19 protein-coding genes are annotated in these 26,113 nt (G+C 60.1%); 18 read left to right on the plus strand and 1 reads right to left on the minus strand.

Going from position 1 to position 26,113, the window contains the following annotated elements; translation table 11 throughout:
• Positions 1 to 39: 39 nt before the first annotated feature.
• A complete protein-coding gene (gene mdtH, locus CVE23_RS10395; protein WP_038918911.1) occupies positions 40 to 1,245 on the minus strand; it encodes a multidrug efflux MFS transporter MdtH in 1,206 nt (401 codons plus the stop codon).
• A gap of 311 nt (positions 1,246 to 1,556) precedes the next feature.
• Here mdtH and rimJ point away from each other — a divergent pair, with 311 nt between their 5' ends.
• The 18 genes from rimJ to CVE23_RS10480 all read left to right on the plus strand — a co-directional run bounded on the left by rimJ (position 1,557) and on the right by CVE23_RS10480 (position 26,100).
• On the plus strand, positions 1,557 to 2,141 hold the full coding sequence (rimJ, locus tag CVE23_RS10400) for a ribosomal protein S5-alanine N-acetyltransferase (protein WP_033568451.1): 585 nt from the start codon (positions 1,557 to 1,559) through the stop codon (positions 2,139 to 2,141).
• Between the two features lie 25 nt (positions 2,142 to 2,166).
• Complete coding sequence (locus tag CVE23_RS10405; protein ID WP_100849485.1) at positions 2,167 to 2,811, plus strand: YceH family protein; 645 nt, start codon at positions 2,167 to 2,169, stop codon at positions 2,809 to 2,811.
• A 38-nt stretch (positions 2,812 to 2,849) separates the two neighbouring features.
• Complete coding sequence (locus tag CVE23_RS10410; RefSeq protein ID WP_100849486.1) at positions 2,850 to 3,764, plus strand: Gfo/Idh/MocA family protein; 915 nt, start codon at positions 2,850 to 2,852, stop codon at positions 3,762 to 3,764.
• 207 nt (positions 3,765 to 3,971) lie between these two features.
• Complete coding sequence (gene murJ, locus CVE23_RS10415) at positions 3,972 to 5,507, plus strand: murein biosynthesis integral membrane protein MurJ (RefSeq protein WP_049853920.1); 1,536 nt, start codon at positions 3,972 to 3,974, stop codon at positions 5,505 to 5,507.
• Between the two features lie 655 nt (positions 5,508 to 6,162).
• Positions 6,163 to 6,738 (plus strand): Pvc16 family protein, encoded by a 576-nt coding sequence (locus CVE23_RS10420; protein ID WP_100849487.1) that lies wholly within the window; start codon positions 6,163 to 6,165, stop codon positions 6,736 to 6,738.
• The gene (locus CVE23_RS10425; RefSeq protein ID WP_100849488.1) at positions 6,738 to 7,550 is read left to right on the plus strand and encodes a hypothetical protein; all 813 of its coding nucleotides are present in this window, start codon (positions 6,738 to 6,740) and stop codon (positions 7,548 to 7,550) included. Before CVE23_RS10420 ends, CVE23_RS10425 begins: the two co-directional genes overlap by 1 nt.
• Before the next feature lie 115 nt (positions 7,551 to 7,665).
• Positions 7,666 to 9,249, plus strand: a complete 1,584-nt coding sequence (locus CVE23_RS10430) for a phage tail sheath family protein (RefSeq protein WP_100849489.1) — start codon at positions 7,666 to 7,668, stop codon at positions 9,247 to 9,249.
• Between the two features lie 61 nt (positions 9,250 to 9,310).
• The gene (locus CVE23_RS10435; RefSeq protein WP_038659115.1) at positions 9,311 to 9,775 is read left to right on the plus strand and encodes a phage tail protein; all 465 of its coding nucleotides are present in this window, start codon (positions 9,311 to 9,313) and stop codon (positions 9,773 to 9,775) included.
• Positions 9,765 to 10,238 carry a phage tail protein gene (locus CVE23_RS10440; protein ID WP_038918917.1) on the plus strand — a complete coding sequence of 158 codons (474 nt, stop codon included), beginning with the start codon at positions 9,765 to 9,767 and terminating at the stop codon, positions 10,236 to 10,238. Before CVE23_RS10435 ends, CVE23_RS10440 begins: the two co-directional genes overlap by 11 nt.
• Positions 10,239 to 10,240: 2 nt before the next feature.
• A complete protein-coding gene (locus CVE23_RS22890; protein WP_157987320.1) occupies positions 10,241 to 10,411 on the plus strand; it encodes a DUF5908 family protein in 171 nt (56 codons plus the stop codon).
• 103 nt (positions 10,412 to 10,514) lie between these two features.
• Complete coding sequence (locus CVE23_RS10445) at positions 10,515 to 11,195, plus strand: CIS tube protein (protein ID WP_082170931.1); 681 nt, start codon at positions 10,515 to 10,517, stop codon at positions 11,193 to 11,195.
• Positions 11,192 to 12,979, plus strand: a complete 1,788-nt coding sequence (gene vgrG / locus CVE23_RS10450) for a type VI secretion system tip protein VgrG (protein WP_100849490.1) — start codon at positions 11,192 to 11,194, stop codon at positions 12,977 to 12,979. Before CVE23_RS10445 ends, vgrG begins: the two co-directional genes overlap by 4 nt.
• A 16-nt stretch (positions 12,980 to 12,995) precedes the next feature.
• Complete coding sequence (locus CVE23_RS10455) at positions 12,996 to 13,295, plus strand: PAAR domain-containing protein (protein WP_038659106.1); 300 nt, start codon at positions 12,996 to 12,998, stop codon at positions 13,293 to 13,295.
• Positions 13,296 to 13,298: 3 nt separating this feature from the next.
• Positions 13,299 to 13,736: a GPW/gp25 family protein gene (locus CVE23_RS10460; protein ID WP_038659103.1), complete on the plus strand. Its 438-nt coding sequence runs from the start codon at positions 13,299 to 13,301 to the stop codon at positions 13,734 to 13,736.
• Positions 13,720 to 17,478, plus strand: coding sequence for a baseplate J/gp47 family protein (locus tag CVE23_RS10465; RefSeq protein WP_100849491.1), 3,759 nt, complete (start codon positions 13,720 to 13,722; stop codon positions 17,476 to 17,478). Before CVE23_RS10460 ends, CVE23_RS10465 begins: the two co-directional genes overlap by 17 nt.
• The gene (locus tag CVE23_RS10470) at positions 17,475 to 20,318 is read left to right on the plus strand and encodes a hypothetical protein (protein WP_100849492.1); all 2,844 of its coding nucleotides are present in this window, start codon (positions 17,475 to 17,477) and stop codon (positions 20,316 to 20,318) included. The genes CVE23_RS10465 and CVE23_RS10470 overlap by 4 nt, the downstream gene beginning before the upstream one ends.
• Positions 20,315 to 24,250 carry a contractile injection system tape measure protein gene (locus CVE23_RS10475; protein ID WP_100849493.1) on the plus strand — a complete coding sequence of 1,312 codons (3,936 nt, stop codon included), beginning with the start codon at positions 20,315 to 20,317 and terminating at the stop codon, positions 24,248 to 24,250. Before CVE23_RS10470 ends, CVE23_RS10475 begins: the two co-directional genes overlap by 4 nt.
• 92 nt (positions 24,251 to 24,342) lie before the next feature.
• Positions 24,343 to 26,100, plus strand: coding sequence for a hypothetical protein (locus CVE23_RS10480; RefSeq protein WP_100849494.1), 1,758 nt, complete (start codon positions 24,343 to 24,345; stop codon positions 26,098 to 26,100).
• Positions 26,101 to 26,113: the final 13 nt, after the last annotated feature.

Here is a 26,113-nt window from a genome sequence, read left to right on the forward strand (position 1 = left end):
GAGAGCGCCCCGTGCGATGGCAGGGTTTGGTGCGGTGGATCAGTGCTCGCTCAGCATGGCGGGTTCGATGCGTTTCAGATGGAACTGCCAGTACAGGGCGGCCAGGGTCAGCATGCCGATGATGCCCAGCATGCACCAGGGCAAGGCCGGTTGGCCGAGCGCCTTTCCGGTATCGAACAGCCAGCCGCCGCCGCTGTAGCCGAGCGCGCCGCCCAGCGCCAGCCCCATACGGCTGAACCCCATATAGCTGCCGCGGGCTCGGGCGTCGGCCAGCGATGCGCCCAGCGTTTCCCGCGCCGGCTCGGCGATGATGGAGCCAATGTAAAACAGCCCGATCAGACCCAACAGCCATTGCAGGCTGGTGACCATACCCATCGGAATCAGGCTCAGGGTCATGATGAACAGCCCGAACATTAGCCGCTGTTCCAGACGGTAGCGTTTTTCACTCCAGCGGGCGACCGGGTAAAGCAGCGTCAGCGATAGCGCGGCTTCAATGGCGTACATCCATTTCACCGCGGACGGCGTGCCGGCCAGTTCGTTAACCATGATCGGCATCATCAACAGCACCTGTACGCCCAGCATGAAGTAACCGGTCAGCGTCAGCACATAGACGACGAAGCGACGGTCGCGCATTACCCGCATCATTCCTTCGCGAATCGGGGTACGAATGGTGGAAATGCGATAGGCGGGCAGCAGCAGGGCATTCAGCGCTGCCGCCAGCACGAACACCGCCGCGCCGGCCCAGCACACTACCGAAAAGTTGTATTGCATCAACCAGCTACCGATCAGGGCGCCAATCACTGCGCCGGCGTTGTCCTGCATCATTAACAGCGAGAAAAAGCGGCTGCGTTCGTGCGGCCGGGTCAGCTTGATGACCATCGCGTTGCGCGGCGGTTCGAACAACGTGCCGCCCAGCGCCGATAGCACGCAGGAGAGCATCAGCATCAGCGGCGTAGTGGCCAGCGCCATGAACACAAAACCGGAGGCACGCAGCAGCATGCCGGTGACGATCATCGGTTTGGCGCCGAACCGGTCGGCGATGGCGCCGCCGAAAATGCCGAGCCCCTGCTGGGTGAATTGACGCAGACCAAGTGCTACCCCGACCGTTAGCGCCGCCCAGCCCATCTGATCGACAAAGCGAATGGAAATCAACGGAAATACCACGAAGAAACCCAATACCACCAGCATGTTATCCAGCAGCAGAAAATATTTACCCAGGCTGCGGGCCTGCGTCATCAATGACATGTTTCACCACGAGGAAAGAAGAAAGGAATGCAGCCTGTCTATTCTCTCGCCGATTGCGCCGTTGCGATAGAGTACCCGGCTAATAAATTTTTTTATCGTTCAACAGTTATCTGACGCGCAGTTTAAGAAAAAAAGTCAGTACGGCGTGTCGATTGTGCAATAACTCGGCGGTCATGATTTTACGCTATGGAATTTATGTGTTTATAGTAAGCGCTATTGGTGATTTATCCTGTTATGGCGTCCGCCGCGTCGGCGTTGACCGCATCAATAAAATTTATTCATCGACAATCCGTCACCTGAGGGGGGAAGGCATGTTTGGCTATCGCTCAACGACACCCAGGGTCCGTCTGACCACGGATCGGCTGGTGGTCCGTCTGGCGCACGAACGCGATGCCTGGCGTCTGGCTGAGTATTACGCGGAAAACCGTGATTTTTTGAAACCCTGGGAGCCGGTACGCGATGCCAGCCACTGTTACCCTTCCGGCTGGCAGGCGCGGCTGAGCGTGATCTGCGATATGCACAAACAGGGCAGCGCCTACTACTTTTTGCTGCTGGACCCGGATGAAAACGAGGTGCGGGGCGTCGCCAACTTCAGCAACGTGCTGCGCGGCTCTTTCCACGCCTGCTACCTCGGCTATTCGCTGGGTGAAAAGTGGCAGGGGCAAGGGATGATGTACGAGGCGTTGCAGTCGGCGCTGCGCTACATGCAGCGTCAGCAACATATGCACCGCATCATGGCTAACTATATGCCGCACAATCAGCGCAGCGGCAACCTGCTGGCCCGGCTTGGGTTCGAAAAGGAAGGCTACGCCAAAAACTACCTGTTGATTGACGGCAAGTGGCAGGACCACGTGCTGACCGCCCTGACCAATAATGAATGGACGCCGATGCGCTGAGCATGCGGGTGAATGAGGATGAGCCATGAAATACCAACTGACGCCCCGCGAAGCGCGGGTAATCGGGTGCCTGCTGGAAAAACAGGTAACTACCCCGGAACAGTACCCGATGTCCCTGAATGGCCTGACCGCCGCCTGTAATCAGAAAACCAACCGCGAGCCGGTGATGGACCTGACGGAAAGCGAGGTGCAGCAAACGTTGGACCTGCTGGTTAAACGGCATTTTCTGCGCACCGTCAGCGGTTTTGGCAACCGGGTGATGAAATACGAACACCGTTTCTGCAACTCCGAGTTCGGCGACCTGAAATTTTCGACGGCCGAAGTGGCGCTGGTGACCACCTTGCTGCTGCGCGGCGCGCAGACGCCGGGCGAGCTTCGTACCCGGGCTGCCCGTTTATACGAATTTGCCGATATGGACGAGGTGGAAAACGTGCTGCAGCAGTTGCAGCAGCGCGAGGACGGGCCGTTTGTGGCGAGACTGTCGCGGGAGCCTGGCAAGCGCGAAAGCCGCTTTATGCACCTGTTCAGCGGCGAGGTGGCGGATGTCGCGCCCTCTGAACCCGTCGACGAACCTGCCGAAGGCGGGCTGGCCGCGCGAGTTTCCGCACTGGAAAACGAGGTCGCCGAGTTACGGGCGCAGTTAGCCGATTTACAGGCGCGCCTTGCCTGACAACAGCCTGAATGCAGCACGTTACCGGGAGCGAGAGCATGAAATCATTACGTATCGGGGTGGCCGGATTGGGCGATATCGCCCGCAAGGCCTATTTGCCGATCTTGTCGCACGCCGATCACTGGCAACTGACGGGCGCCTGGTCGCCGGGGCAGGAGCGGGCCCGGCAGCTGTGCCAGCAGTACCGTATTCCTTGCTTTTCCTCTCTGGACGCGTTGAGCAGCCAGTGCGACGCGGTGTTTGTACACAGCAGCACCGCCAGCCATTACGACGTCGTCAAAACGTTGCTGCTGGCAGGCAAACACGTCTATGTGGACAAGCCGCTGGCGGAAACGCTGGCGCAGGCGGAAGAGCTGGTGGTGCTGGCGGCCAGCCGTAATCTGTTGCTGATGGTGGGGTTCAACCGTCGCTTTGCGCCGCTTTATCAACGGCTCCGGCAACTGCGGCCTTTTCCGGACAGCCTGCGCATGGAAAAACACCGCATCGATAATATCGGGCCGCATCCGCTGGCGTTTACTCTGCTGGATGACTATCTGCACGTGGTGGACACCGCCTTGTGGCTGGCGGACGCGCCGGCCACGCTGTGCGGCGGCCTGCTACGCTGCAATCCGCAGGGGCAGTTGATTTACGCCGAACACCAGTTCCAGAGCGCTCATGGGGTGATCACCACCAGTATGCACCGTCAGGCCGGCAGCCAGCGTGAAAGCGTGCAACTGGTCAATGATGGCGGCTGGTATCAGGTGGATAACCTGCGGGAGTGGCGTGAAGAGCGCGGCGGCACGGTGTCGCTGCATCCGGCGCCGTCCTGGCAGAGCACGCTGGAACAGCGTGGTTTTGCGGGCGCGGTCCGGCATTTTATCGACGCGGTGGTTTCGCACACGCCGCCGTTAACCTCCGGCGATCAGGCGTTGCATGCGCAACGGGTGATCGAGATGTTGTTGAGAAAACGCTGAAAAAAACAGCGGCCATCGGGCATCCGTGTGGCTATTGGCGGTGCAATCGACTAGGCTGTGTGCCGCGATAGCCGCTGCGGCGTTACAGGTCAGAGTCAGTACTTCTGTTGCCGGCACTGACCGTCGCGGGCGGTTTGACCGTCATGGACATGGCGGACGAGCCGGTTTTACCCGCCATCCTCTCTTTCCCATACTCAGAACAACTGAATGAATCTACTGAAATCACTGGCTGCGGTCAGTTCCATGACCATGCTTTCCCGTGTGCTGGGGTTCGTGCGTGACGCGATCGTCGCCCGCGTGTTCGGCGCCGGTATGGCGACCGACGCGTTTTTTGTGGCGTTCAAACTGCCGAATCTGCTGCGGCGCGTTTTTGCCGAAGGCGCGTTTTCCCAGGCGTTTGTGCCCATCCTGGCGGAATACAAGAGTCAGCAGGGCGAGGAGGCGGCGCGTACCTTTCTGGCCTACGTATCCGGGATGCTGACGCTAATACTGGCGTTGGTGACGGTGGCCGGGATGCTGGTCGCGCCCTGGGTGATCATGGTGACTGCGCCGGGGTTTGCCTCGACGCCGGAGCGCTTTGAACTGACCTCGGCGCTGCTGCGGGTTACCTTTCCCTATATTTTACTGATTTCGCTTACCTCGATGGCGGGGTCGGTGCTGAATACCTGGAACCGTTTTTCGGTGCCGGCGTTTGCGCCGACGCTACTGAACATCAGCATGATTGGTTTTGCGTTGCTGGGCGCCCGCTGGTTTAATCCGCCGGTGATGGCGCTGGGCTGGGCGGTCATAGTGGGCGGGGTGTTGCAACTGGGCTACCAACTGCCGTATCTGAAGAAAATCGGCATGCTGGTGCTGCCGCGCATCAAGTTCCGCGACCCCAGCGTCAGCCGGGTGATGAAGCTGATGGCGCCGGCGATCCTCGGCGTGTCGGTCAGCCAGATTTCACTGATCATCAATACTATTTTTGCGTCGTTCCTCAGCCAGGGGGCGGTGTCCTGGATGTACTACGCCGACCGGCTGATGGAGTTTCCATCCGGCGTGCTGGGCGTGGCGCTGGGGACGATTCTGTTGCCGTCGCTGTCGAAAAGCGTCGCCAGCGGCAATCAGCAGGAGTATTCACGGCTGCTGGACTGGGGGCTGCGGCTCTGTTTCCTGCTGGCGCTGCCGGCCACGGTCGCTCTGGGGGTGCTGGCCAAGCCGCTGACCGTGGCATTGTTCCAGTACGGTAAGTTCAGCGCCTTCGACGCGCTGATGACCCAGCGTGCGCTGGTCGCTTACTCCATCGGGCTGATGGGGTTGATTCTGGTAAAAGTGCTGGTGCCGGGTTTTTACGCACGACAGGATATTAAAACGCCGGTAAAAATTGGCATGGTGACGCTGGTGATGACCCAACTGATGAATCTGGTATTCATCGGCCCGCTGCAACATGCCGGGCTGTCGCTGTCGATTGGTCTGGCGTCCTGTCTCAACGCCGGGTTGTTGTTCTGGCAGTTGCGTCGTCAGCGTATCTTTGAACCTCTGCAGGGCTGGAAGGTATTTTTGATGAAGCTGGTGACGGCCGTTGTGGTGATGTCTGCGGTACTGCTCGCGCTGAATCTATGGATGCCACCCTGGGAGCAGGGCAATATGACGGAGCGGATGTTGCGTCTGCTGGTGGTCGTGGCAGCTGGCGTCGTTAGCTATTTTGCCTCGCTGGCGGCACTGGGGTTCCGCCCGAAAGATTTTTCCCGCCGTAGCATTTGATGCGTCACTGCCCCACAGCCGTGGGGCAGTCTGTTTTATTCCATATAGCAGGCCATTCAGTCGTGACTGAATGGCCTTTTTTATTCGTTTGGTGCGCACGCATCATGACAGGCTGTAGACTAAAATCATTTTGTTGTCTATTGAACCGCCGTTATTTTTTAGCGAAAAAGTCTGGCGTATAAATAAAAGCAAATTCAATGAATTATGAATTTTTTATTTATACTCTGGCGCATCTGTGGTTTTTTTGGATTTTCTGCTTATACTGAAAAACAACTGTGGATGATAAAAGGGATGTTGCGAAACAGCCTGATCCTATTCATTTTTCAATAATATTAACGGAAAGCAGATTACAGCCGGAGGCAATACACAACGTATTCAAATTGCATACGACGCCACCTTATTCATCATAAAATAACCGTTTGTCATCAGATTTTTTCTGACGCGTGTTGTGTTGTCTTTTTTATATTCCTCTCTATATAAAAGACAGATGAATTATTATCGTTTTCTTTACGCAAAAATGATTTTATTTTTGCGCAGACTGGTTTTGTGTGAATTTTTTGCGGATTAATTTTCGCGACATACCCGAAATAATTCGAATTACAGGAAAACTGCAATCCTGCAACCTGAAGTATGGCGGGTATATAAGGGATCTCTGATGATTGATGACGCGCTAGGCTACGTTAAAAACATATTGAGCCAACAATTATGTCATCAATTTGACAGTGACGGCGAACTGGTCGTGGTGAATAATCTGGTGGAGCTGAATGGCAGCTATCCATTGAAAAATCAGAATAAGATGGTGCTGACGCTGATCAATCTCGAACATGAAACTATAAAGCCATTTTATGGCGGCCGTTCAGCGAGCAGCCCGGAAAATACCAGCGTCAGGCAAATAATGCCTGCGGTAAGGTTTAATCTTGACGTTTTATTTACCGCGCACTTTGACGATTACCATGAAGCCTTGAAATTTCTATCCGCCACCATCGCCTTTTTCCAGGCAAGCCCCACGCTGGTCAGACAGAAATTTCCCGATATGCCGGATGATTTAACGCAGCTGCAATTCGAAATAGAGAATTCATCCTATGAAAAAACGCAAAATCTCTGGAGCGCATTAGGCGCGCGGTATCAACCATCGATTATTTACAAAATTCGTCACATCGCTATTCAGTCGAATCAGATTGCGGGTGAAACACCGGTATTGCAGCACGTCACCAATAAGGTATCGCCCTGATGTTTGCGATCGCGGAACTCATCTTGCAGCACCACTATTTTCCGCAAGGGGACTGGCGGGAAGCCTCGCTGGTGCCGGATGAATACACCCGGCGTCAGATGCGGCGCTTTGGTTTGCAACTGGTGGCGTTCGGCAATACGTGGCGCTTCTATGGGGGCGCGATAACCGGGCGGGCGGCATTCCTGCAGTATTACGCCACGCTGGCGGATGCACAGCCATTCCGCTTTTGGGTGGTTCAGCCCCGTCCGTATTTTGTGCTCATCACCGATATGCCGCTCGACTGGCAAGGCGTGCTGGGGTTTAGCAGCCAGCGCGTGATGAGCGAGGGCGCCGCGCAGGATACCGCTCAACTGATCGCCGGCGCGCCGGCGAGCGACGATGCGCCGGATGGCGCGGTGGCGGAGATCTGTTGTCATCCGGATGACCTGGCGACCCGACAGTCCTACGCCGTCAGTTTGCAACCGCGTGCCACCACCTGGGAATACCGCGTGATTCCGCGCGGCCAGATCCGGCTACAAGGCCCGACGGTGGTGGATACCTCCGGTCAGGTGGCGTTCTCGTCGCCTGCCGCGTTGACAGCGGAATCCGGTGAATCGGACGGGTGGGTTACCCGCAGTATGTCGGCGATCGCCTTTCAGCAGGTACCGGCGCAGCGCCTGTCGCTGATGGACAGCCAGCTTGCCGATACGCCCGATGGCGGCGCCCGGCAGCGGCGCATCTTGTCGGCGCTACCGACCCCGACGGGCACTCAGCCGTTTACACACCGCGCCGACGATAACTTGCCGGTATCGGTCATGTATGTGTACGTCTGACCGACGCGGCCGGTCGGCGGCAAACCGCGGTTGAAGGGCGACAGCCAGACGCTATCGGGCAGCCAATCAATGAAGTACAGGAATTTCACTCAGTGAACCAAAGGAAAACCACGACATGCTAGCATCCAACATCAAAACTCCGGGTGTGTACATCAATGAGCTGAATGCGTTTCCGAACTCTGTGGTCCCTGTCGCCACAGCGGTTCCGGCCTTCATCGGCTACACACCCAATGCGGAATATCAGGGCAAGTCATACTATAACAAGGCGCAGAAGATCACGTCCTTTGCCGAGTTTCAGGCCATCTACATGAATCCGAATCCGGCGCCGCCGGCGGATCCCGCGTCACAATACAACCCGGAATACTATCTGGTAGAGCAGAAGAGCCAGCCTGCTCAGGGAGAGTATCTGCTGCTGAACGGCAGTTACTATTCTATTGTGCCAGACCCGAATACGCTCTATTACCTCTATAACAGCATCCGGCTGTTTTACCAGAACGGCGGGGGCGATGCGTATATCGTGTCCGTCGGCACCTATGGCGCCTCCAGCGGCAAAGCGGGCGATGTCGACGCGCCGTTCGTTAACCCGAACGTGACGCTGGCGGATCTGCAACGGGGGCTGGCGTTGTTGCAAAACGAGCAAGAGCCGACCATCTATATCTGCCCGGAAGCGACGCTGCTGTCGGTGGACGACAACGCCACGCTGATGCAGAGCATGTTGCTGCAGGCGGCGGAGCTGCAAACCGCGGTTTGCCTGTTCGATATCATTGGCGGCAATGCGCCAGACCCCATCATGTACACCAACGATATTGAAACGTTCCGCAATAACACCGGATCGAACGGGCTGAATTACGGGGCCGCCTATTACCCGTTCGTGGGCACCACGATCATGCAGAGCAGCGATATCAACTTCACCAACCTGTTTGGCGGCGATATCAAGCAACTGGCGCCGATCCTGAATCCGCCGTCGGCGCCGAATGCCGTCGTCGCCAAGATCATCGGCATGATTGAAACCCCGCCCGCCACCAATCCGATGACCAACTCGCAGCTGAACGCGGCGCTGCTCAACGCGTCGCAGACCTACTCGCAAATCATCAATCACGTGTTGACCAGCGCGAACATACTGCCGCCCAGCGGCGCGGTGGCCGGCGTCTACACCGTTAACGATAACCTGAACGGCGTCTGGCACGCCCCAGCGAACACCAGCATCGTCGGGGCCGCGCACCTGCCGATCCGCCTGACGGATGCCCAGCAGGCGGATCTCAATGTGAATGCGGTGTCGGGCAAATCGATCAACGCGATCCGCTTTTTCAACGGGCAAGGCATTTTGATCTGGGGCGCCCGAACGCTCGATGGCAACAGTCAGGACTGGCGCTATGTGTCGGTGCGCCGAACCATGACCTTTCTGGAGCAGTCGGTCAAACTCGCGGCGCGCGCCTATGTGTTTGAACCCAATAACGCCAATACCTGGGCGGCGGTCCGCAGCGAGATCATCAGCTTCCTGACGTCTATCTGGAAAGAGGGCGGTTTGCAGGGGGCGTCGGCGGCCGATGCGTTTCAGGTGCTCTGCGGGCTGGGCTCGACCATGACCGGCGATGACCTGCTGAACGGCTTCCTGAATGTGACGGTCAAGGTGGCGATCGTCCGGCCGGCGGAATTCCTCGTGATCACCTTTGAGCAGGAAATGGCGAAGTCGGGCTAAGTCCGGTTGTGGGGTTCACTCTATTCAACACATTGATTAGCAACTGTTAAGGAGCATGCTCATGGCAGATGACGGCAGCAAAGAAGGCAGCACATGGCCGATGCCCAAATTTCGGTTTGAGGTCGATCTCGGCTCGGAATTGAAAGGGGTGGCGTTTCAGGAAGTGTCCGGTATGGACAAAGAGGTTCAGGTGATTGAGTACCGTCACAGCAACAGTACCTTGTTCTCGACCATCAAAATGCCGGGGATTGCGAAGTTCGGCAACATCACGATGAAGCGCGGCGTGTTTGTCAACGACAACAACTTCTGGAAATGGATGGACGAAATCGAGATGAACACCGTCAAACGGCGGACGGTGCTGATCAAACTGCTGGATGAAAATGGCGCGGTCACCATGCAATGGCAATTGAACAATGCCTGGCCGACCAAAATCACCGGCACCGATCTGAAGTCCGACGCCAATGAAGTGGCGGTGGATACCCTGGAAATCGCCCATGAACAATTGCTTGTGACCAATGGCTCTTAACCTGCAAACCAGCTTTTACTTCAGTGTTTCGATTTCCGGCATGGGCAGCAACGATGCTGCCTTTCAGGAAGTCAGCGGGCTGAGCAAAGAAATGGGGATTGAAGAGGTGGTGTGCGGCGGGGAGAACCGGTTTAAGTATCGGCTGCCCGCCCACACGACGTTTCAGAATCTGGTCCTGCGGCGCGGCGTGCTCAATGCGGAATCGGCGTTGATTAGTTGGGTGAAGGACACGCTGGACAACGGCGTGTCCGCACCGATCAAAACCCGCGATATCAAGGTCTGGCTGCTGAATGAAAACGGCAACGTCAGCATGGACTGGAATTTTATCGCCGCCTATCCGGTGAAGTGGTCCGGCAGCAGCCTGAAGTCGCAGGAAAGTGAAATATTTATTGAAACGCTGGAGTTCGCCTACCAGTACTTCGAAATGCCCAATTTTGAAACCCTTTCACTGGGAGATGACTGACCATGCCTGTGGAAATCCGCGAGTTGGTGATTAAAACCGACATCCAGAGCCAGAACACGACGGCGGCCGCCGAACTGGATCCGGCGCAGTTGCAGGCGCTTAAGCAGCGCATTGTCCAGGAGTGCCTGCGGCAGTTGGAAAAGCGGGAGCGGCATCACCCGCTGGAGCGGTGACCGGCGTGTAACGCCAGTCACCGTGCGTGAGCCAACCAGCGCCGATGAAAACACGCGTAAAAAACACGCGGAATGGAAAAGTAACTGAGGCAGGAAGGGTGCGATGGGCGGATTAAAGAAAATGCGGATGGTGGCCTACAGTGATGAAAAGTTCACCAGCAAGGTCGCCGGCGGCGAGTTCGTGGTGATGCTCAACCCTGAACAAGTCCGAATCAACCGCAGCGTCAGTTATAACGAAGAACAAGCCCCGGGCAGCGGCAAACTGTCGTCCAAATATCGCGCCACGCTCGGGGAACAGCTGAGCTTTGAGATGGTGCTCGACTGTACCGGCGTGGTCGACAGTACGCGCACGGATTTAACCAAAGAAATGACCCAGTTGAAGAAGGTGGTGTACGACTACAACGGCAATATTCACCGCCCCAACTACGTGGTCATCTATTGGGGACAGGGGCTGTCGTTCAAAGGCGTGCTACAGGGGTTCGACACCACCTATACCTTTTTCCGACCTGACGGCACGGCGCTGCGCGCCAGGGTGTCGCTGCAGTTCACTTCCTATCTTGACCCGGCCACCGCCGCGAAGCAGGAGGACAAAAAATCGCCGGATCTGACCCACCGGGTCGATGTGGTCGATGGCGACAGCCTGCCGCAAATCAGCCAGATGATTTATCGCGATCCGGAATGCTATGTCCAGTTGGCGGCGTTCAATCAACTCGACAAGATCCGCTCGCTGCCCGCCGGGCTACAGCTGCGCGTGCCGCCGCTCAAGCGTGGAGGTGACGCATGAGCGGCGGAGCGACGTCAGGCGGAGTCGCGACGCACGAGATTACCGCCAACGGTACGGCGATTCCGGGGGACTATCAGGTCCGCCGCATTCAGATACAGCAGCGAATCAATCACATTAGCCGCGCCACGCTGGAAATTCTGGACGGCAGCGCCTCGCAGGAAAATTTCACCGTGAGCGCCTCGTCAACGTTTGTGCCGGGGGCGGAAATCGTGATCAACCTGGGGTATGACAGCACCAATAAAAAGGTGTTCTCCGGCATCGTCACCCGGCAATCCTTGCAGGTGAATCCCGGCGTCGGTCCGCTGCTGGTGGTTGAGTGCCGCGATAGCGCGATCAAGATGAGCGTGGGGCGCAAAAGCGCCGCTTATCAGAATAAAACCGACAGCGATGTGATGAGTACGCTGATTGGTCAGTATGGTCTGAGCAAAAAAATCACCAGCACGACGGCGACGCTGCCGGAACTGGTGCAGTACTACTGCAGCGACTGGGACTTCATGCTGAGCCGCGCCGAGGTGAACGGGCTGGTGGTGAGCACCCTGAACGGGACGGTGTCGGTTTTCTCGCCCACGGCAAACACCCAGTCGGTGTTGACGGTGACCTACGGCGCCGGGCTTTACCATTTCAGCGCCGGGCTTAACGCCGTGACCCAGCTGGCGCAGGTCAAGGCCAGCGCGTGGGACGACAAGAGCCAGCAATGCATTTCCGCCACCGCCGCCAATTCCCTGGCCGGGCCGGGCAATCTCAGCAGCAAAACGCTGTCCGGCGTGGTGGGGTTGTCTGATTTCGCCTTGCAGACCACGGCCGCGCTGGATAACGACGCCCTGACGCAGTGGTCCAAAGCGCAAATGCTCAAGAGCGAGCTGGCCAAGATCACCGGCGAGGTTCGCTTTCAGGGCGATGCCGCCGTGACCGCCGGGAACTACCTGACCATCAGCGGCATGGGTAACCGGTTTGACGGCGATTATTTCGTTTCCGGCATCGAACACGATTACGCCGACGGTAACTGGTTTACCTGCGCGGATCTGGGGTTATCGCCGCTGTGGTTCGTGCAGGAGCACGATGTCATGGCGCCGTCGGCGGCGGGGCTGCTGCCCGGCGTTGAAGGGCTGTACAACGCCACCGTGAAGAAGACTGATCAGGATCCTGACAACGCTTACCGCATTCTGGTCGAACTGCCGCTGTTCAATGACGGCGGAAAGGGCCTGTGGGCGCGGCTGGCGAATTTTTATTCCAGCAGCGGCGTGGGGGCTTTTTTTCTGCCCGAAGTCGGGGATGAAGTGATTGTCGGTTTCCTTAATCAGGACCCGCGTTTCCCGATCATCCTCGGGAGTGTGTACAGCGCTAACCGCAAACCCTACAGCGAACTGACCCCGAACGCGGAAAACAGCAAGAAAGCGATCGTGACGAAGAGCGAGCTGCGCATCGTTTTCGATGACAAGGACAGCATCATGACGATCACCACGAAGGGCAACAACGTCATTGTGCTGGATGATAAAAAACAGCAAATCAGCATCACCGACCAGCACAACAATGCCATCACGATGTCGTCGTCCGGCATCGATATCAAAAGCCCGTCCACCATCAATATTCAGGCCGACCAGAAGGTCAATATCAAAGGCAATCTGGGGGTGACGGTTCAGGCGTCGTCAGGGGATGTGAAAGTCTCCGGTCTGAACGTTAACGCCAGCGCCGATATGTCGTTTAACGCCAAAGGCAGCGCCACCGCCGAAGTTCAGGGCGGCGCCGAGCTGACCCTCAAAGGCGCCGTGGTGATGATCAACTGATAAAGGAGAGGATGCGATGCCGCCAGCAGCAAGACTGACTGACTTTCACCAGTGCCCAATGGTTACGCCGGGATTGCCGCCGATACCCCATGTGGGCGGGCCGGTTGTCGGGCCGGGATGCCCAACCGTGCTGATCGGCAAGCTGCCCGCCGCCAGAGTGGGCGACATGCTGGTGTGCGTCGGGCCGCCGGACAGCATTATCAAAGGGTCAGCCACCGTGCTGATCGGCGGGATGCCCGCGGCGCGGATAGGCGACAGCACCGCGCACGGCGGCAGTCTCATGCTGGGGGATTTCACGGTGATTATCGGAGGATAGCGGATGGACGACAGTCACTTTCTCGGCCGTGGCTGGCAGTTTCCCCCGGTATTTTCCGGGGCGGTCCGGCAGGTGGCGATGAATAGCGCCGAAGCCAACATCAACCAGTCTATCGACCTGATTTTGCAGACGCAGCGCGGGGAGCGCAGCCTGCTGCCCTATTTCGGCAGCGAACTGCGCAGCTTCCTGTTTCGCCATCCGGACGCGACGCTACAAAATGAAATCGCGCAGTCGGTGCGGACCACGTTGCTGAACGATGAGCCGCGCATCAGCGTCGCGTCTGTGGAGGTCACGTTCCTGCCCGAGCCAGCCTCGATGGTGGCGATTCATATCGATTACATCATCAGGCAGACCAATACGCGGCACAATCATGTGTTCCCGTTTTCTCTGCTTGAAGGGACCAATCTGACAGTGGAGCAGCAGGGTGCGCACCAGCGTTGACAGCGACACGTTGCTTGGCGAGATCAATCGCCGCCTGGATCCGGACAGCCTCGCGATAGACGATCGTGATATGCGCGATCGCCTGGCGTTTGCCGCGGCTATCGCCGATCTGGTCGTGTTCTATGATGCCCGGAATCAGGCGGCGGGAAACTGGCGCGCCCTGATGCTGAAAGACCCGGCCATCCTGCTGGCGGTGATCAGTAAAACGCCGTATCAGCCGCTGCATTTTCGCTTCAGTCAGTTACAGCGCCCGCTGTCGCAGTACAAACTCAGCCTGCTAAACCGCCAGGCCGGGCCGGAAGACACGCCCGACAACCGCGCCGAGGCCGTTCACCAGCTGTTGCTGCTGCTGGATACGATGTTCGGGCACATCAACACCTGGGGCGTGTATTTATCGCAGAGCGCGGCGGCCTACCCGCTGCGCCAGTTTGTGCTGGAGGCTATCCCGCAATCGCTGTCAGAATGCCTGTGGCAGCGCATCAGCGCGCAGCGTTATCTGGCGGAGGCGCGGCCGGGCTGGACGCTGACGACGCCGGATGTCGGTCAATTCGGCGAATTATGGCAGAACCGCGGCCCGCAAATCGCGCGTCCGGCGTCAATGCTGGCGGCGCTATCGCTGCTCGAAACGCTCTATCATCAGGTGTTTTCGTTCTTTATGCAGGTCATCACCAGCGCCAAAGACGCCTTTTATGCCCTGTGCGACCAGCAGAACGATTTTCCTGATACGGCGTTGGTCATCGCCTTCAACCGGCTCCTGCAGTTCTCTCAGTCCGGGCTGAACAGTTTCAGTCGCCGCCATCTCGATTTTTATTACCGGACGCTGTTACAGCAGCAGCCGCGCCCGGCGGAGCCGGATCAGACCTTCCTCTGCCTGACGCTCGTCGCCGGGCAGGCGCCGGTGACGATAGCGGCCGGCACCGCGTTTCTCGCCGGGACCGACGCCGACCAGCACCCGATAACCTTTGCCAGTACGCAAGACACCGAGATTAACGGGATACGTCTGGGCGCGGTGATCAACAGTTATTACGCGCCGGGCGAGAGCGGCGACAAACAACTTTATGTCGATACGCTCCCCGACAGCACGCAGGTCCGGCGCGATTCGCATCGCCACATCCTTGCCAGCGACTGGTTTGGGGGCAACGGCGTTCAGGCGCGAACGCAAGGACTGGCATTCGCCAGCCCGATGTTTTGCCTCAGCGCCGGCGAGCGCGTACTGACGCTCACGCTCACGCTGGACCAGCCCGTCGACGTGGCCGCGTATCAGCAGACGACCGTCGCGCTCAGCAGCGCGCAACACTGGCTGGATGTCACCGCGCATTGCCGCTGGCGGCAGGGGGACACGCCCGCGCAGATAAGCGTGGTCGTGACGTTGGACGAAGCATTCCCGGCGTTGGCGGCGTTTGCCGTGGCGCCATCTTCAGCCTTTGATACCGCGTTGCCTTATTGCCGGTTATGGCTGCCGCCGACGGTCGATTTGCAACACGCGCCGCGGTTGCTGACGTTGCAGATCGCGGTAGCGGTGAATCAAAGCCCGGCGGTGACCTTGCTCAACGACGGCGCGCCGCTGCCGGCCGGTAAACCGATGGCCGTGTTCGGGCCGACGCCCGCGCTCGGCGACCGTTGCTGCCTGAGCGCGCCCGACGTGTTCAGCCAGCCGCTGACGCAGCTGAGCCTGCAATTTTTCTGGGACCACCCGCCGACCGATTTAAGCCAGTACTACGCCGCGTATAACCGCTGGCTCGATAAACACGGCGGCAGCGCCACCACATTCAGCAATACCGCGTTTCAGGTCGACTGGCAGGCCGACACGGCGACGGGATGGCAAACGCAACCGGCCATCCTGACGATAGCGCCGCCTGCCGATGACGTTCCGCTGCCGCTGCCGCCCAAACGCCGTTCATGGCTCCAGCGGATTCTGCAGTGGTTCTGGCACCCGACCCGGCGTTTTTCGGATGATGCGGTTCAGACGACCGGCGGCCTGTTTGCCCAGACGCAGACTGGCAAGGTAAACGCCAACGCGCCCACCAGCACCTTCAGCTTTCGTTTCCCGACGGGGATAGCGTGGCGCACGCCTGCGGACGACGCCACGGCGGCGATACCGTCGCCCCAGATGCGCATGACGATCAGCGCGCCGTCGCCCGCTTTTGGATTTGGCATGTACCCGCAACTGGTAGCCGACATTAGCCTGGAAAACGCCAAAGCGCTGATGTCGTTTTGGGGTAAAGGCGACACCACGGCGATGCCGAATCCACCGTGGGCGCCGAAGGTCACCCAGGTGCTTGCCAGCTATCGGGCCCGGCAGACGCTGGATTTTACTCAGCCACAGACGCTGACGCAGGCATTTACGCTGGTGCATCTCGGTACGCTGACGAGTTATCGCTATTTCAGCCAGTCGGCAGACGCAACGGCGCCGCAGGTCAATCTCGCCGATGTCGCGTTACAGCCGGACGCGGCGACAGCAACGCCGGGGCTGGCGCTGTATCAGGGGGTCTGTCAGGCGGCTTGCGCGGTCTTCATGCCATTGACGGCGGTGGCGCCGCCCTGTCGTCTCAGCCTGTTTATCGAACTGGCGCAAGAGGTTGCAACGGTATCGTCGCCTGCGGCGATACCGATGTATTACTGGAGCCAGACGGGCTGGAAGCCGCTCGGCGTACTGAGCGATCAGACCGGCGGCCTGAGCGCGTCGGGGGTGATCGTGCTGGATCTGCCGTCGGATATGGCGCTGGATACGCCGGTGCTGGCTAGCGAGGCCGACGCTCCCGGCGCAGTGCCACAGCGCGGCTGGCTGCTGCTGACCCAATCTACGCCGCGGCGGGTACGAGTGGTCTATTGCAATACGCAGGGGATGCGGGTGCAGCGGCAAACGCTGACGACGTTGCCCGCCGGCGTGCAGCCGCGGCTGGCGGCCGGCAGCATCACCGCGCTGGCGACGGCAAACCCGGCGATTGCCGCTATCGTGCAGCCGTTTGACTCGACGGGGGGATTCCCGGCGGAAGACGACACGCTGTTTCGCCAGCGCGTCAGCCAGCGCCTGAAAACCAAAGACCGAATGCATAACCAGTGGGACGGCGCTCTGCTGGCCCGACAAGCCTATTCCGGCCTGTTTTTCGTGAAGAACCTGAGTGCGACGCGCCCGGGCGAGGTCCGCCTCGGGGTGGTGCAGGGATATGACGACGCCAGTGCGGCGGGCGCTTTCCGTCCGGCGGTGCCGCGTGAGGGGCTGAATCAGATACTGGCGTATCTGTCGTCCCGGCAGTCGGCGATGGCGCAGGCGTCCGTGTGCAATTTGCGCCCGGAACCGGTCCAGGTCGTCGCCACGCTGGTGATCAGCGCGACGGCCAACGCCAACGATCTGGCGCAGGCGCTGACGCAGAGCATCAACCTGTTCCTGTCGCCCTGGATTCGGGCCGATCAGCCGCAATACCCGATCGCTACCGGCGTCAGCAGCGCCGCGATGGCGAGCGTCCTGACCCGCTTTGACGATGTGGCGGCGATCCAGCAACTGCAATTGCGCAAACTGGCGCCGGCGCATCCTGAAACCGCGGCTCCGGCGGCGCCGTCTGGTGGGACAACGGCGCAGGACGCGCTGTTGCAGCCAACCGACGAAGATCAGGTGCTGGTGTCCGCACTGGACCACCAACTGACCTTTATTCGCGCCGGCGGTTCCGGGCTGTCGGCGTCGTCAATGACTCAGGACGCCGTGACGATGCCGCAAAACACGCTGACGGAGGTGTATGCATGAGCGATATGGCCGCGCCGTTGCCGTTAGACCAACAGGTAGAGGCAAACAGCATCAATGCCGGGCCGCTGCCGGCGGAGCAGAACTTCACCTTCCTCAAACAGGAAGGGATTAAACATATCAAGGCCATCGCCGGTCATGGCTGGAGCAACTACAACGACAGCGATCCCGGCGTCACGATTCTGGAACAGCTCTGCTATGCCTTGACGGAATTGGGTTACGTCAACAGTTTCCCGATTGAGGATGTACTGACGCAGGCTAATCACCAGATTGATTACGCGCGGCAGTTCTTCCCCGCGGAACAGATTCTGACCACCGGACCGATCACCGAAGAGGACTATCGGCGTCTGGTGCTTGATCGCATCCCTGACGTCGACAACCTCTATCTCAGCGCGGTGATGCAACAGCAGCAGCCTACCGGGTTGTATCAGGTGGCGATTATCGCCAATAGCGATCCGGGCGGCGGCGACCCGGCGGCCCGGCAACTGGCGACGCGGGTGCATGACCTGCTGAACAGCCAGCGTAATATCGGGGAATACTTTTTACCGCCGACGCTGCTGAAGGAACAGCCGGTGGTGATTAACGGGCGATTATTACTGTCTCCGGAGGCGGACGCACAGCAGATTTATGCCCGTATCGATCGGGCGCTGGCCGATTACGTCAGCCCGCTGGCACAGCAGTCGGGGTATGGACAACTGCGGGAGCAGGGCATTGAGCCTGATGCAATCTTCAACGGCCCGATGATGGAAAACGGCTGGATGGCCGGCAACAGTGCGTCGGCGGGTAAACGGAATACCATCCAGTTGATCGATATCGTGGTGCTGATCGGCGGTATTCCGGGGGTGTTGGCCGTCGAGCAAGGGCAATTCAGCCATCAACCGGGGGTGACCAGCCTGACGATCGCCGCTGATTGCATCGCCCGTCTGCGTTTCGTCCCACAGATAGCGAACCCGCAAGGGAACGCCGCCGCGCCGCCGGACAACATCACGGCGCTCAACGCGCTGGCGCAGCTCCATGCGCGGCATCAGGCCAGCAGCGTGGACGCAAGCGTTGATCTGGCGCCGCCGCTGCCGTCCGGGCGCTATCGCGATATCGAGCGCTACTATTCGATCCAGAACACGTTTCCAGACATTTATGCCGTCGGGCCGAATTCGTTGCAGGCGGATACGCCGGACTATCGGGTGGCGCAGGCGCGACAACTGAAGGGCTACCTGCTGATGTTCGATCAGGTGATTGCCAACCAGTTCTCGCAACTGGCAAACCTCGGCAACCTGTTTTCGTTCAGCTTTACCCGCACCCCGACGCTGCGGCCGGATAACGCCTTGCCGCCACCGGCAAAACCGGATCCGCTGGCGGGGCTGCCCGCCGAGCCGGCCATCCGTACTTTTTTCTGCCAGCCGCTGTATGACGTGCCGGATGTTCAGGCGCTGCTACAGGGCGAATCGCGCTATCAGTATTTCTATCCGGGGGACCCCGACGACCCGCGCCTGCGGGCGGAATTGGTCTGGCAACGTTTTCAGCGCGACCCGTTCAACGCTTACCACTACGGGCTGGTGCAGGCGATGGAAAACACGGAGGACGCGGAACAACGCCGGGACGCGATGCTCAGCCACCTGCTGGCCCGGCATGGCGAGCCCGCCGATGCCTACAACGACATCATCGATGGGTTGCAGTGGTTCGGCGGCAGGTTGAAGAGCCGCATCTTCGTCAAAAGCATTTGGCTGCAAAATCTACAGGCGCTTTCCTACCGCCGGGCGCAGGCGTGCGACTTTACCCGCGCCCAATCGCTGCCGTCGCCGGGGCGCTATCGACTGGGCGACGAAGACTATCGCCAGTGGCTGAATCAGTGCCCGGCCAGCGTGAGCGTTCTGTTGACGTCGGTATACCAGAGAAGCTTTGACCACCGTGACGCGCTGATCCATTACCTGGATTCGGTGCCCGCGTCGCCGGACGATAGCGACCCGGCGTCAGGCGCAATCTGGCGTCAGCGCCTCCTCGATGGGGTGCTGCGGCAGGACGGCAATCAGCGCGTGATTGCCGCCTCCCGGGATGACGAACGGCTATTGCGCCATGACGGGCAGTGGGATTTGCCGGCGCTGGAGCGTCAGGCCAGGTTGCCGTCGCAGGCGTACGCCGACGTCAGCGTATTTGAGCTGAAATGCGCTCTGTTGCTGGGGCTGCCCCGTCATTTGCGGATGCTGGCCGCTACGCTGGCGCGACTGTTGCAGGACCGCCTGTTTCTTGCCTGGCTACCGTCGCCGGCGCCGGGGACCTACGTACCATCGGCCGACGACGATCACATCACCGGCGATGTTTCGGTGCGGAAAAGTTCGTCGGGTCTGGCGGTCTTGATCGGCGCACAACCGGTGCTGAACTTACCGAGTGAGGCGGAGGGGATGCGCGCCGAAGGGGTGCAGCAGTATGTGGATCAACTGGTCTGGCTGAGCCAGTCCCGGCAGGGGGCGCTGTTGGTGGAGCATACCCTGCTGCGGCCGGAGGCGGGCGCGCCGGCGGGAACCGACGATACGGCGCTAACGCCGCCGGGCGGCTGGCTTGGCGCGACGCTGGCGCTGCCGGATTACGTAGCGCTGACCGGCCAGCCCGCGTTGCTGAATGGGCTGGCGCTCATGCAGCAGTTGCACTGGCCAGCGCATATCGGCCTGCGCGTCGCGCGTGGAAACCACCCGCAAATGGCGGCGCTGATCGACGCTTACCGCGTCTGGTTCAATCAACAGCGTCAGCTCAGTCAGGCTCAGTCGGCGAACGCGGAGCCGGCGGCGACGTCATCGGCGCAATCGGCATTGATGGCCGCGTTGCAGGCCTTGGGCCGGGAGGATGCATGACGGGGTCCGACCATGTGATTGCGCGTTGCGAATGGCAAACCCGCTTTGATCAGGAAGCGCACGCGGTGGCGCTGCAAAATGCGTTGAGCCAGTGGAGCCATCAGGTCATGCCGGAGATTCTGTGCCGGTTTTTCGATGCGCATTGCCCGGCGACAGATCGCTGGCGTATCGAGCGTCTGGAGGTCGATCTGGGGAGCGTGCCGCTGCTGTCGCTGGACGAAACCCTGACGCAGCGGCTGGTGGCCGCGCTGGAAGAGGCGCTGGGCAGGGCGTTTTTGCAACAACAGGTGCGCTGTCTGCCTGCGCGCGTCCCCGCCGGTCCGGCAACCGACGCCGATACGACGGCACGGGAAACGCTGCGCTGGTTCCTGCGGCACGGAACATCGCCCTGGTGGAACCACGAGCGCGCATCGCTGCTGTCACTGGTGGATCAATTGCTGGACGAACAGCCGCACCAGCTGGCGTCGCTGGTACGGCACGCCGGTCAGGAAGCGGCGGCGCGGCGGCGTATCGCGTGGCAGTGGGGCGATAACCGCCTGCGCCGTACCGTCACGCTGCTGGAGCCCTGGCATGCGCGCTTTATCTGCCGCTACGCCGATCAGGTGCGCGACAGTCAGCAACGCTATGCCATTGTGCGCCGGCAGGACAGCGGGTTTGGCGCCCATCTCTGGTACTGGATCCTGACGCACCTGTTGGTGGATCGCGGCACGCTGTTCAATACGCAGCAGTTCGTGCATTCGACGCTGTGGCAGATGGCGCAGCATTATCAACTGGATTTTCAGACGCTGATTGCCGAGCTAAGCCGGGCGGTCAGCCGGTTGCAGCGCGACGGGGCGGTCGCGCCGTCGTTCCTGCGGGCGCTGGTGCGGTTACAGCAAGACGAGGCGGGGGCGCATGTGTCCCGGCCGGAAACGCCGGACGACAGCGGGTTATGGGGTGATTTGCAGCGCCTGCTGCATCGCCGCGAAGCGATATTGCAGCAACAGCGCGAAGGCATCCACCTGTCGGAGTTGCTGATGCGGCTGGCCGGGCAGGACCGGGCGCGCGCCGCGGCGTTGTTGCGGCAGGAAGGGCGCGCCGCCGAGGTACGCGACCACCTGCTGCGGCATCTGAATCAGGCGCAACTGGCGCAGGTGGTGGAGGTGCTGGCGCCTCAGGATCACCGCTTCATCATGCTGCATGTCACCCGGACGCAGATGTCGCTCCGCCAGCAACACCGTCCTTCCCGGCTCATCTGGGACGTGTCGCTGGCCTGGCTGCTCGTGAACCCCGGCAGCCATTTCAGCCGTCGTCAGTTTGTGCAGGAGACGCTGCTCGCCTTGAGCCAGCGGACGCGTATCGCCTATTCGCTGTTGCTGACGATGCTAACGCAGGCGTCGGTACAGCAACTGCATCCGGGCCACTTTGAGCTGCTGGCGATTCTGCATGAACTGCAAAAGCAACAGCTGAACGCGCAGCAGCGTGACGATAGCCTCTGGCAGCCGCTGGGTCGTTATCTGCGGGACGGCACTGTGGCGCACGGCGCGCGCCGTCAGGATTGGGCGTCTCACGCCGCGTTCGGGCGAGCCGGGCTGCGCGCGGTGTTGTTGATGCCGTCCTCGTCAGACCGCCTGCGGAGCGTATTGCGGCAGGTACGACAGACTCACGCCGATAATCGTCAACTGAGTCAGCGGCTGGTTGCCGCGCTGGCGGGGGATGGCGGCGTGACGTTGTCCGACCTGCAGCGGTTGATGACGGCGTTGTCCGCGACGCTGTGTGCCCCGGCGATGGCGTTATTGGCGGCGCTTCAGGTTTGGCAACGGCAGGAGCGGTGGCTGGTCGGCGTGACGCGGGAACTGGCGGAGGCGATGGTCGAGGCGATGCTGAGCGATCTTGACGGGCCGCAGAATGCCAGACGATGGATGCACCGCCTGCTGTCGATCTTGTCCCGGCACACCGCCGCGCCAGCGGCGAGAATCGTCGCCGAGTGGCGTGACAATGCCCGTGCCGACAGAACCTTCGGCCAACTGGACGCCGCGCTGGCGCCGCTGTTGCTGAACTACTCCGTCCGCCGGCGCCGGGCATCGGCAACGCCGGGTTTACTGCGCGCTTCGGCGCCGGCCCAAAGTAGCATGAATACGTTGGCGGCCGGCGGCGGGGAATTGGCGCGCCCGCGTCCGGTCGCTATGCCGGCGATTCGACCGGATAGCCTGCTGAGTCATCCGCAGGCCGACCGGCTGCTGGAGGCGCTGAGCCGGACGCCGCAAGGCCAGCAGTGGCTGGCGGAGGGGTTGCCGGCAGCCTGGCGTACCGTGGCGCAGCGGGAGCGGCTGTGGCGTGACCTGGTCAGCGTGACGCGTCAGGCGTTGTCCCGCTCGGTGGGTGTCGAACCGGTTTCCGACGCTTTTTTGCTGTTTCGTCTTCGCCAGCTGTTCTGGCTGCAATTAAGCCAAACATGGCGGAGGTACTGGCTGGCGCACCGCACGCTGACGGGCAGCCTGACGGATGTCGACGAGTTTGTGGCGCGGCTGCTGTTGCGCTGGTGCCGGCAACAGCCGGTTTATCCACACGAGATCACAACGGTGTTGCAGCAGCGGCTGACCGGTGCGTCGCCGGCATCAGATGGCGCGAAAGCCGATGCGCTGTGGCGCCGCTGGCTGAGTGTGGTTGACGCGCCGGCGGCAGTGCGTGACGACCAATACGACAATCGATTAGTGACACCGTCACCAAAAAACAGTGGCGACGCGGTCGACTCGTCCGGGACGCCGCTATCGGCCGCGCCGGAGGAAAGGGCGCGTTCGGACGCGACGGCTCCCGGCGAGTCCTGCTGGCTGTGGCCCGATACGGCAAATGTGCTGGCGCGCTGGCTGACACATGGAACGTTGCCGGCATCGGCATCGGCGACGGGCGGTATCCCATTCAATGCGCAGACCTGGCTGATGGCGCTATTGCTGCGCGCGCCCCGTCATTTCGCACAATGCGTCCGGCCGCTTTATCCGCAATCCGCGGTAAAGACCCGGCTGCTGAATCATCTGTCATTGAGCGCGGTGGCGGAGGCGCTCGCCCATTCTGACATACCTATATCAATACAGACCGTACAGGCATTGCGCGCATTACTGCCGCGGCTGGCGTTGTCGATGGTCAGTCAGGCGGTGCGGCAACAGTGTTTGCTGGCGTGCCTGCTGGATGTCTGGTTGCTGCCCGGCAACGGGCGCATGGATACCGACGCGCTGGTCAGGCAACTGTTCTGGCGATTGTTGCGCGATGGCGGGTGCAGCCGTGCCCAGTTGCGTCGGGCATTGCGTGCACCGGGGCTGCCCGCCGGGCACGGCCTGCGCCATGCGCTCGATGCGGTGATCGACGAGCTGGCGCGGGGCGATGCGCCGGCACGCACTCTGCCCCGACCACGGGCGGCAGAACCCGCACGCCATGACGATGCTCCGCAAACGATGCCGCTGGTGGTCGGAAATGCCGGCGTGGTGCTGTTGCAGAGCTATATCAGGCCGCTGTTCGAGCGGTTACGGCTGGTGAGCGACAACGCGTTTGTCAGCGCCGATGCGCAGCGCGCCGCCGTGCATTACCTGCAATATCTGATAACCGGTCAGAGCCATAGTGAAGAGCATGAGCTGGCGTTGAACAAACTGTTGTGCGGCTTGCCGCTGTCGCATCCGCTCGAAGCGGGTGTCGATATCAGTAGTGATGAGATCGCCACCATTCATAGCCTGATTGAGGCCGTTGCACAGTATTGGCCGGCGATAGGCAAGACGTCCGTGGCGGGTTTTCGCGGAAACTGGCTGGTCAGGGAGGGCGCGCTGACGGAAAAAAGCGAGTACTGGGAACTGGTGGTGACGCGACGATCGTACGACATCCTGATCAGCCGCTCATCGCTGTCGTACACCATTGTACGGTTACCGTGGATGAACAAACCGATTTATGTCACCTGGCCAGTCTGACCGCCGGGTTGCTTAGATGTGCCGTGAGTCGATGTGCCGTGAATCGGTGTGCCGTAAATCGTTAATCAACGAATGAAGGGGAAGGTGAGACTATGAATTCGTATAGAGAAAACTTGCAGGACACGGTGGGAAACTCCCTCTCGGCCCTGTATACGCAACAGCAGCAACTGCAATCACAGTTGTACAGCGCGCAGTACAGCCTGTATTACGCGCAGGGCGCGCAGTTGAACGCCATCGAGAACCTGACGGCCACCGGCGCGCAACTTCTCGCCAGCCAGGTTATCAGCGAGCAAGGGGTCAAAAACGATAATCTACTGACGAATCTGCTGTCGTCATCCACGCAGATTCAGACCGCGACGGCGACCACCGTGACCAATAGCGCCACGGCCGCCGTCAATATCCAGACGGCCGCCAAAGCGATTTCGAAACTGGCGGCGGAGTTGGGCAGCGCGCTGAATATCGCCGCCGCGGCGTGCTATGGCACCGATATTTACAAGAAGACGCTGGAAGCCAACAGTTTCATCCGCACCACCGCGAATTATGCGGAGTATGTTTCGAAACAGGCGATGGATGCGGCGGCGGCCAGCTCGGAGATTATCGCCACCGACCTGCTGAATCAGGCGACCAAGTCCCAGTCTGTCTTAAAAACGCTGCTGACGGCCACCAATGCCCAGTTTGATGCCTTGTCGGCGCAGGCGGTGACCGGCCAGAAAGCGGTGGCCGGCGCCAGTAAGGCTGAAAAGCAGGCTGAGGGCGTGCTGGAGGACGCTAAACGGGAAATGCACGCCATCCGGAAAACCGTGACCGACAGTAATCAGGCGCTCAATTTTGGCCTGACCGCGACGGTCACGGATAAGGCGGATGGTATTACGGTCAGTTTCACCCCGTATTCGCAACCGTTCCCAACCTATCCGGCAGGCTCCGGCGTGCATCAGGGAAACGATGGCGCGATTCCGGATGCCGCCCCCGTCTGCCATGTGTTTGTCGTCAGGGCGGACAAATCCGCCGGGGTGAAGCTGGAACAGGTAGAAGCGCTGTTTAACGCGTATGCTACATCGCGTTTTGTTCAGGTGGCGGCGCCGTATGAAACCACCATTCTGCTGCCGGATCATGGGAAGACTATCACCGATATTGACGGCGACCCGCTCACCACGGGCATGGACTACGTGGTCTATCTGTACATGGTACTGAGCCTGCCTTACCAGAAATACATCAATTCTTTCAGCAATATTCTTTCCAGCGCGTCCCAGAGCGTAAACGTGCAGACACCGTTGTCGGTAGCGGAAGACGTTGGTTTCAGTACGGATAACAAATCCGTCCTGTTTACCATTCAGTCCGACAATATTGGCGCGCAGGCGTTTCGCGTCATGTTGCTGCCGGCCTGGCAGCCGTTGACCGGCGGCCTGCTGACCGATGATTCGTTTGAAGAAAAAAGCGCGAACGGCAACTTCATTAATTTCTACTTCAACAAGACCATAGCGGCGCAGGTATCCAGCGCCAACTATCAACTGGCTTACTGTAAAGCGACGCACATCGACAATGGCGCGGTGGTTCGCACTATGGAGGCGCCCATCCCGGATGACATGACCGACAACTTCGGCTCCCCGTTGATCGCCGGTATGTACTATCTGCCGGTGGTGCTCACCGTCCCCTCTGACAACGTCGCGCAGAACGCTTACGCCAGCGCCATGTCGTCGCTGTGGGCGACAACGCCCGCGGTGCTGGTGGCGCTGGCCGGCAGTGAAGACGTGACTTCCGTCAGCACGCCCCCTGCGGTGAGCGCATCCGGCGACAGTACGGCGGCGCCGGCCGGCGGGGACGAAAACAACGAACAACAGACCGAAAGCTAATCCGTGAGGAGCG

The sequence above is a fragment of the Dickeya fangzhongdai genome (assembly GCF_002812485.1).
Classification (GTDB): Bacteria; Pseudomonadota; Gammaproteobacteria; order Enterobacterales; family Enterobacteriaceae; genus Dickeya; species Dickeya fangzhongdai.

Excerpts from the sequence above, each read along its gene's own strand:
- CVE23_RS10470 (WP_100849492.1), top strand. The coding sequence starts at position 17,475 with ATGAGCGATATGGCCGCGCCGTTGCCGTTAGACCAACAGGTAGAGGCA.
- CVE23_RS10420 (WP_100849487.1), top strand. The coding sequence starts at position 6,163 with ATGATTGATGACGCGCTAGGCTACGTTAAAAACATATTGAGCCAACAA.
- CVE23_RS10430 (WP_100849489.1), top strand. The coding sequence starts at position 7,666 with ATGCTAGCATCCAACATCAAAACTCCGGGTGTGTACATCAATGAGCTG.
- CVE23_RS10455 (WP_038659106.1), top strand. The coding sequence starts at position 12,996 with ATGCCGCCAGCAGCAAGACTGACTGACTTTCACCAGTGCCCAATGGTT.
- CVE23_RS10460 (WP_038659103.1), top strand. The coding sequence starts at position 13,299 with ATGGACGACAGTCACTTTCTCGGCCGTGGCTGGCAGTTTCCCCCGGTA.
- rimJ (WP_033568451.1), top strand. The coding sequence starts at position 1,557 with ATGTTTGGCTATCGCTCAACGACACCCAGGGTCCGTCTGACCACGGAT.
- CVE23_RS10445 (WP_082170931.1), top strand. The coding sequence starts at position 10,515 with ATGGGCGGATTAAAGAAAATGCGGATGGTGGCCTACAGTGATGAAAAG.
- CVE23_RS22890 (WP_157987320.1), top strand. The coding sequence starts at position 10,241 with ATGCCTGTGGAAATCCGCGAGTTGGTGATTAAAACCGACATCCAGAGC.
- CVE23_RS10475 (WP_100849493.1), top strand. The coding sequence starts at position 20,315 with ATGACGGGGTCCGACCATGTGATTGCGCGTTGCGAATGGCAAACCCGC.
- vgrG (WP_100849490.1), top strand. The coding sequence starts at position 11,192 with ATGAGCGGCGGAGCGACGTCAGGCGGAGTCGCGACGCACGAGATTACC.
- murJ (WP_049853920.1), top strand. The coding sequence starts at position 3,972 with ATGAATCTACTGAAATCACTGGCTGCGGTCAGTTCCATGACCATGCTT.
- mdtH (WP_038918911.1), bottom strand. The coding sequence starts at position 1,245 with ATGTCATTGATGACGCAGGCCCGCAGCCTGGGTAAATATTTTCTGCTG.
- CVE23_RS10440 (WP_038918917.1), top strand. The coding sequence starts at position 9,765 with ATGGCTCTTAACCTGCAAACCAGCTTTTACTTCAGTGTTTCGATTTCC.
- CVE23_RS10405 (WP_100849485.1), top strand. The coding sequence starts at position 2,167 with ATGAAATACCAACTGACGCCCCGCGAAGCGCGGGTAATCGGGTGCCTG.
- CVE23_RS10435 (WP_038659115.1), top strand. The coding sequence starts at position 9,311 with ATGGCAGATGACGGCAGCAAAGAAGGCAGCACATGGCCGATGCCCAAA.
- CVE23_RS10480 (WP_100849494.1), top strand. The coding sequence starts at position 24,343 with ATGAATTCGTATAGAGAAAACTTGCAGGACACGGTGGGAAACTCCCTC.
- CVE23_RS10410 (WP_100849486.1), top strand. The coding sequence starts at position 2,850 with ATGAAATCATTACGTATCGGGGTGGCCGGATTGGGCGATATCGCCCGC.
- CVE23_RS10425 (WP_100849488.1), top strand. The coding sequence starts at position 6,738 with ATGTTTGCGATCGCGGAACTCATCTTGCAGCACCACTATTTTCCGCAA.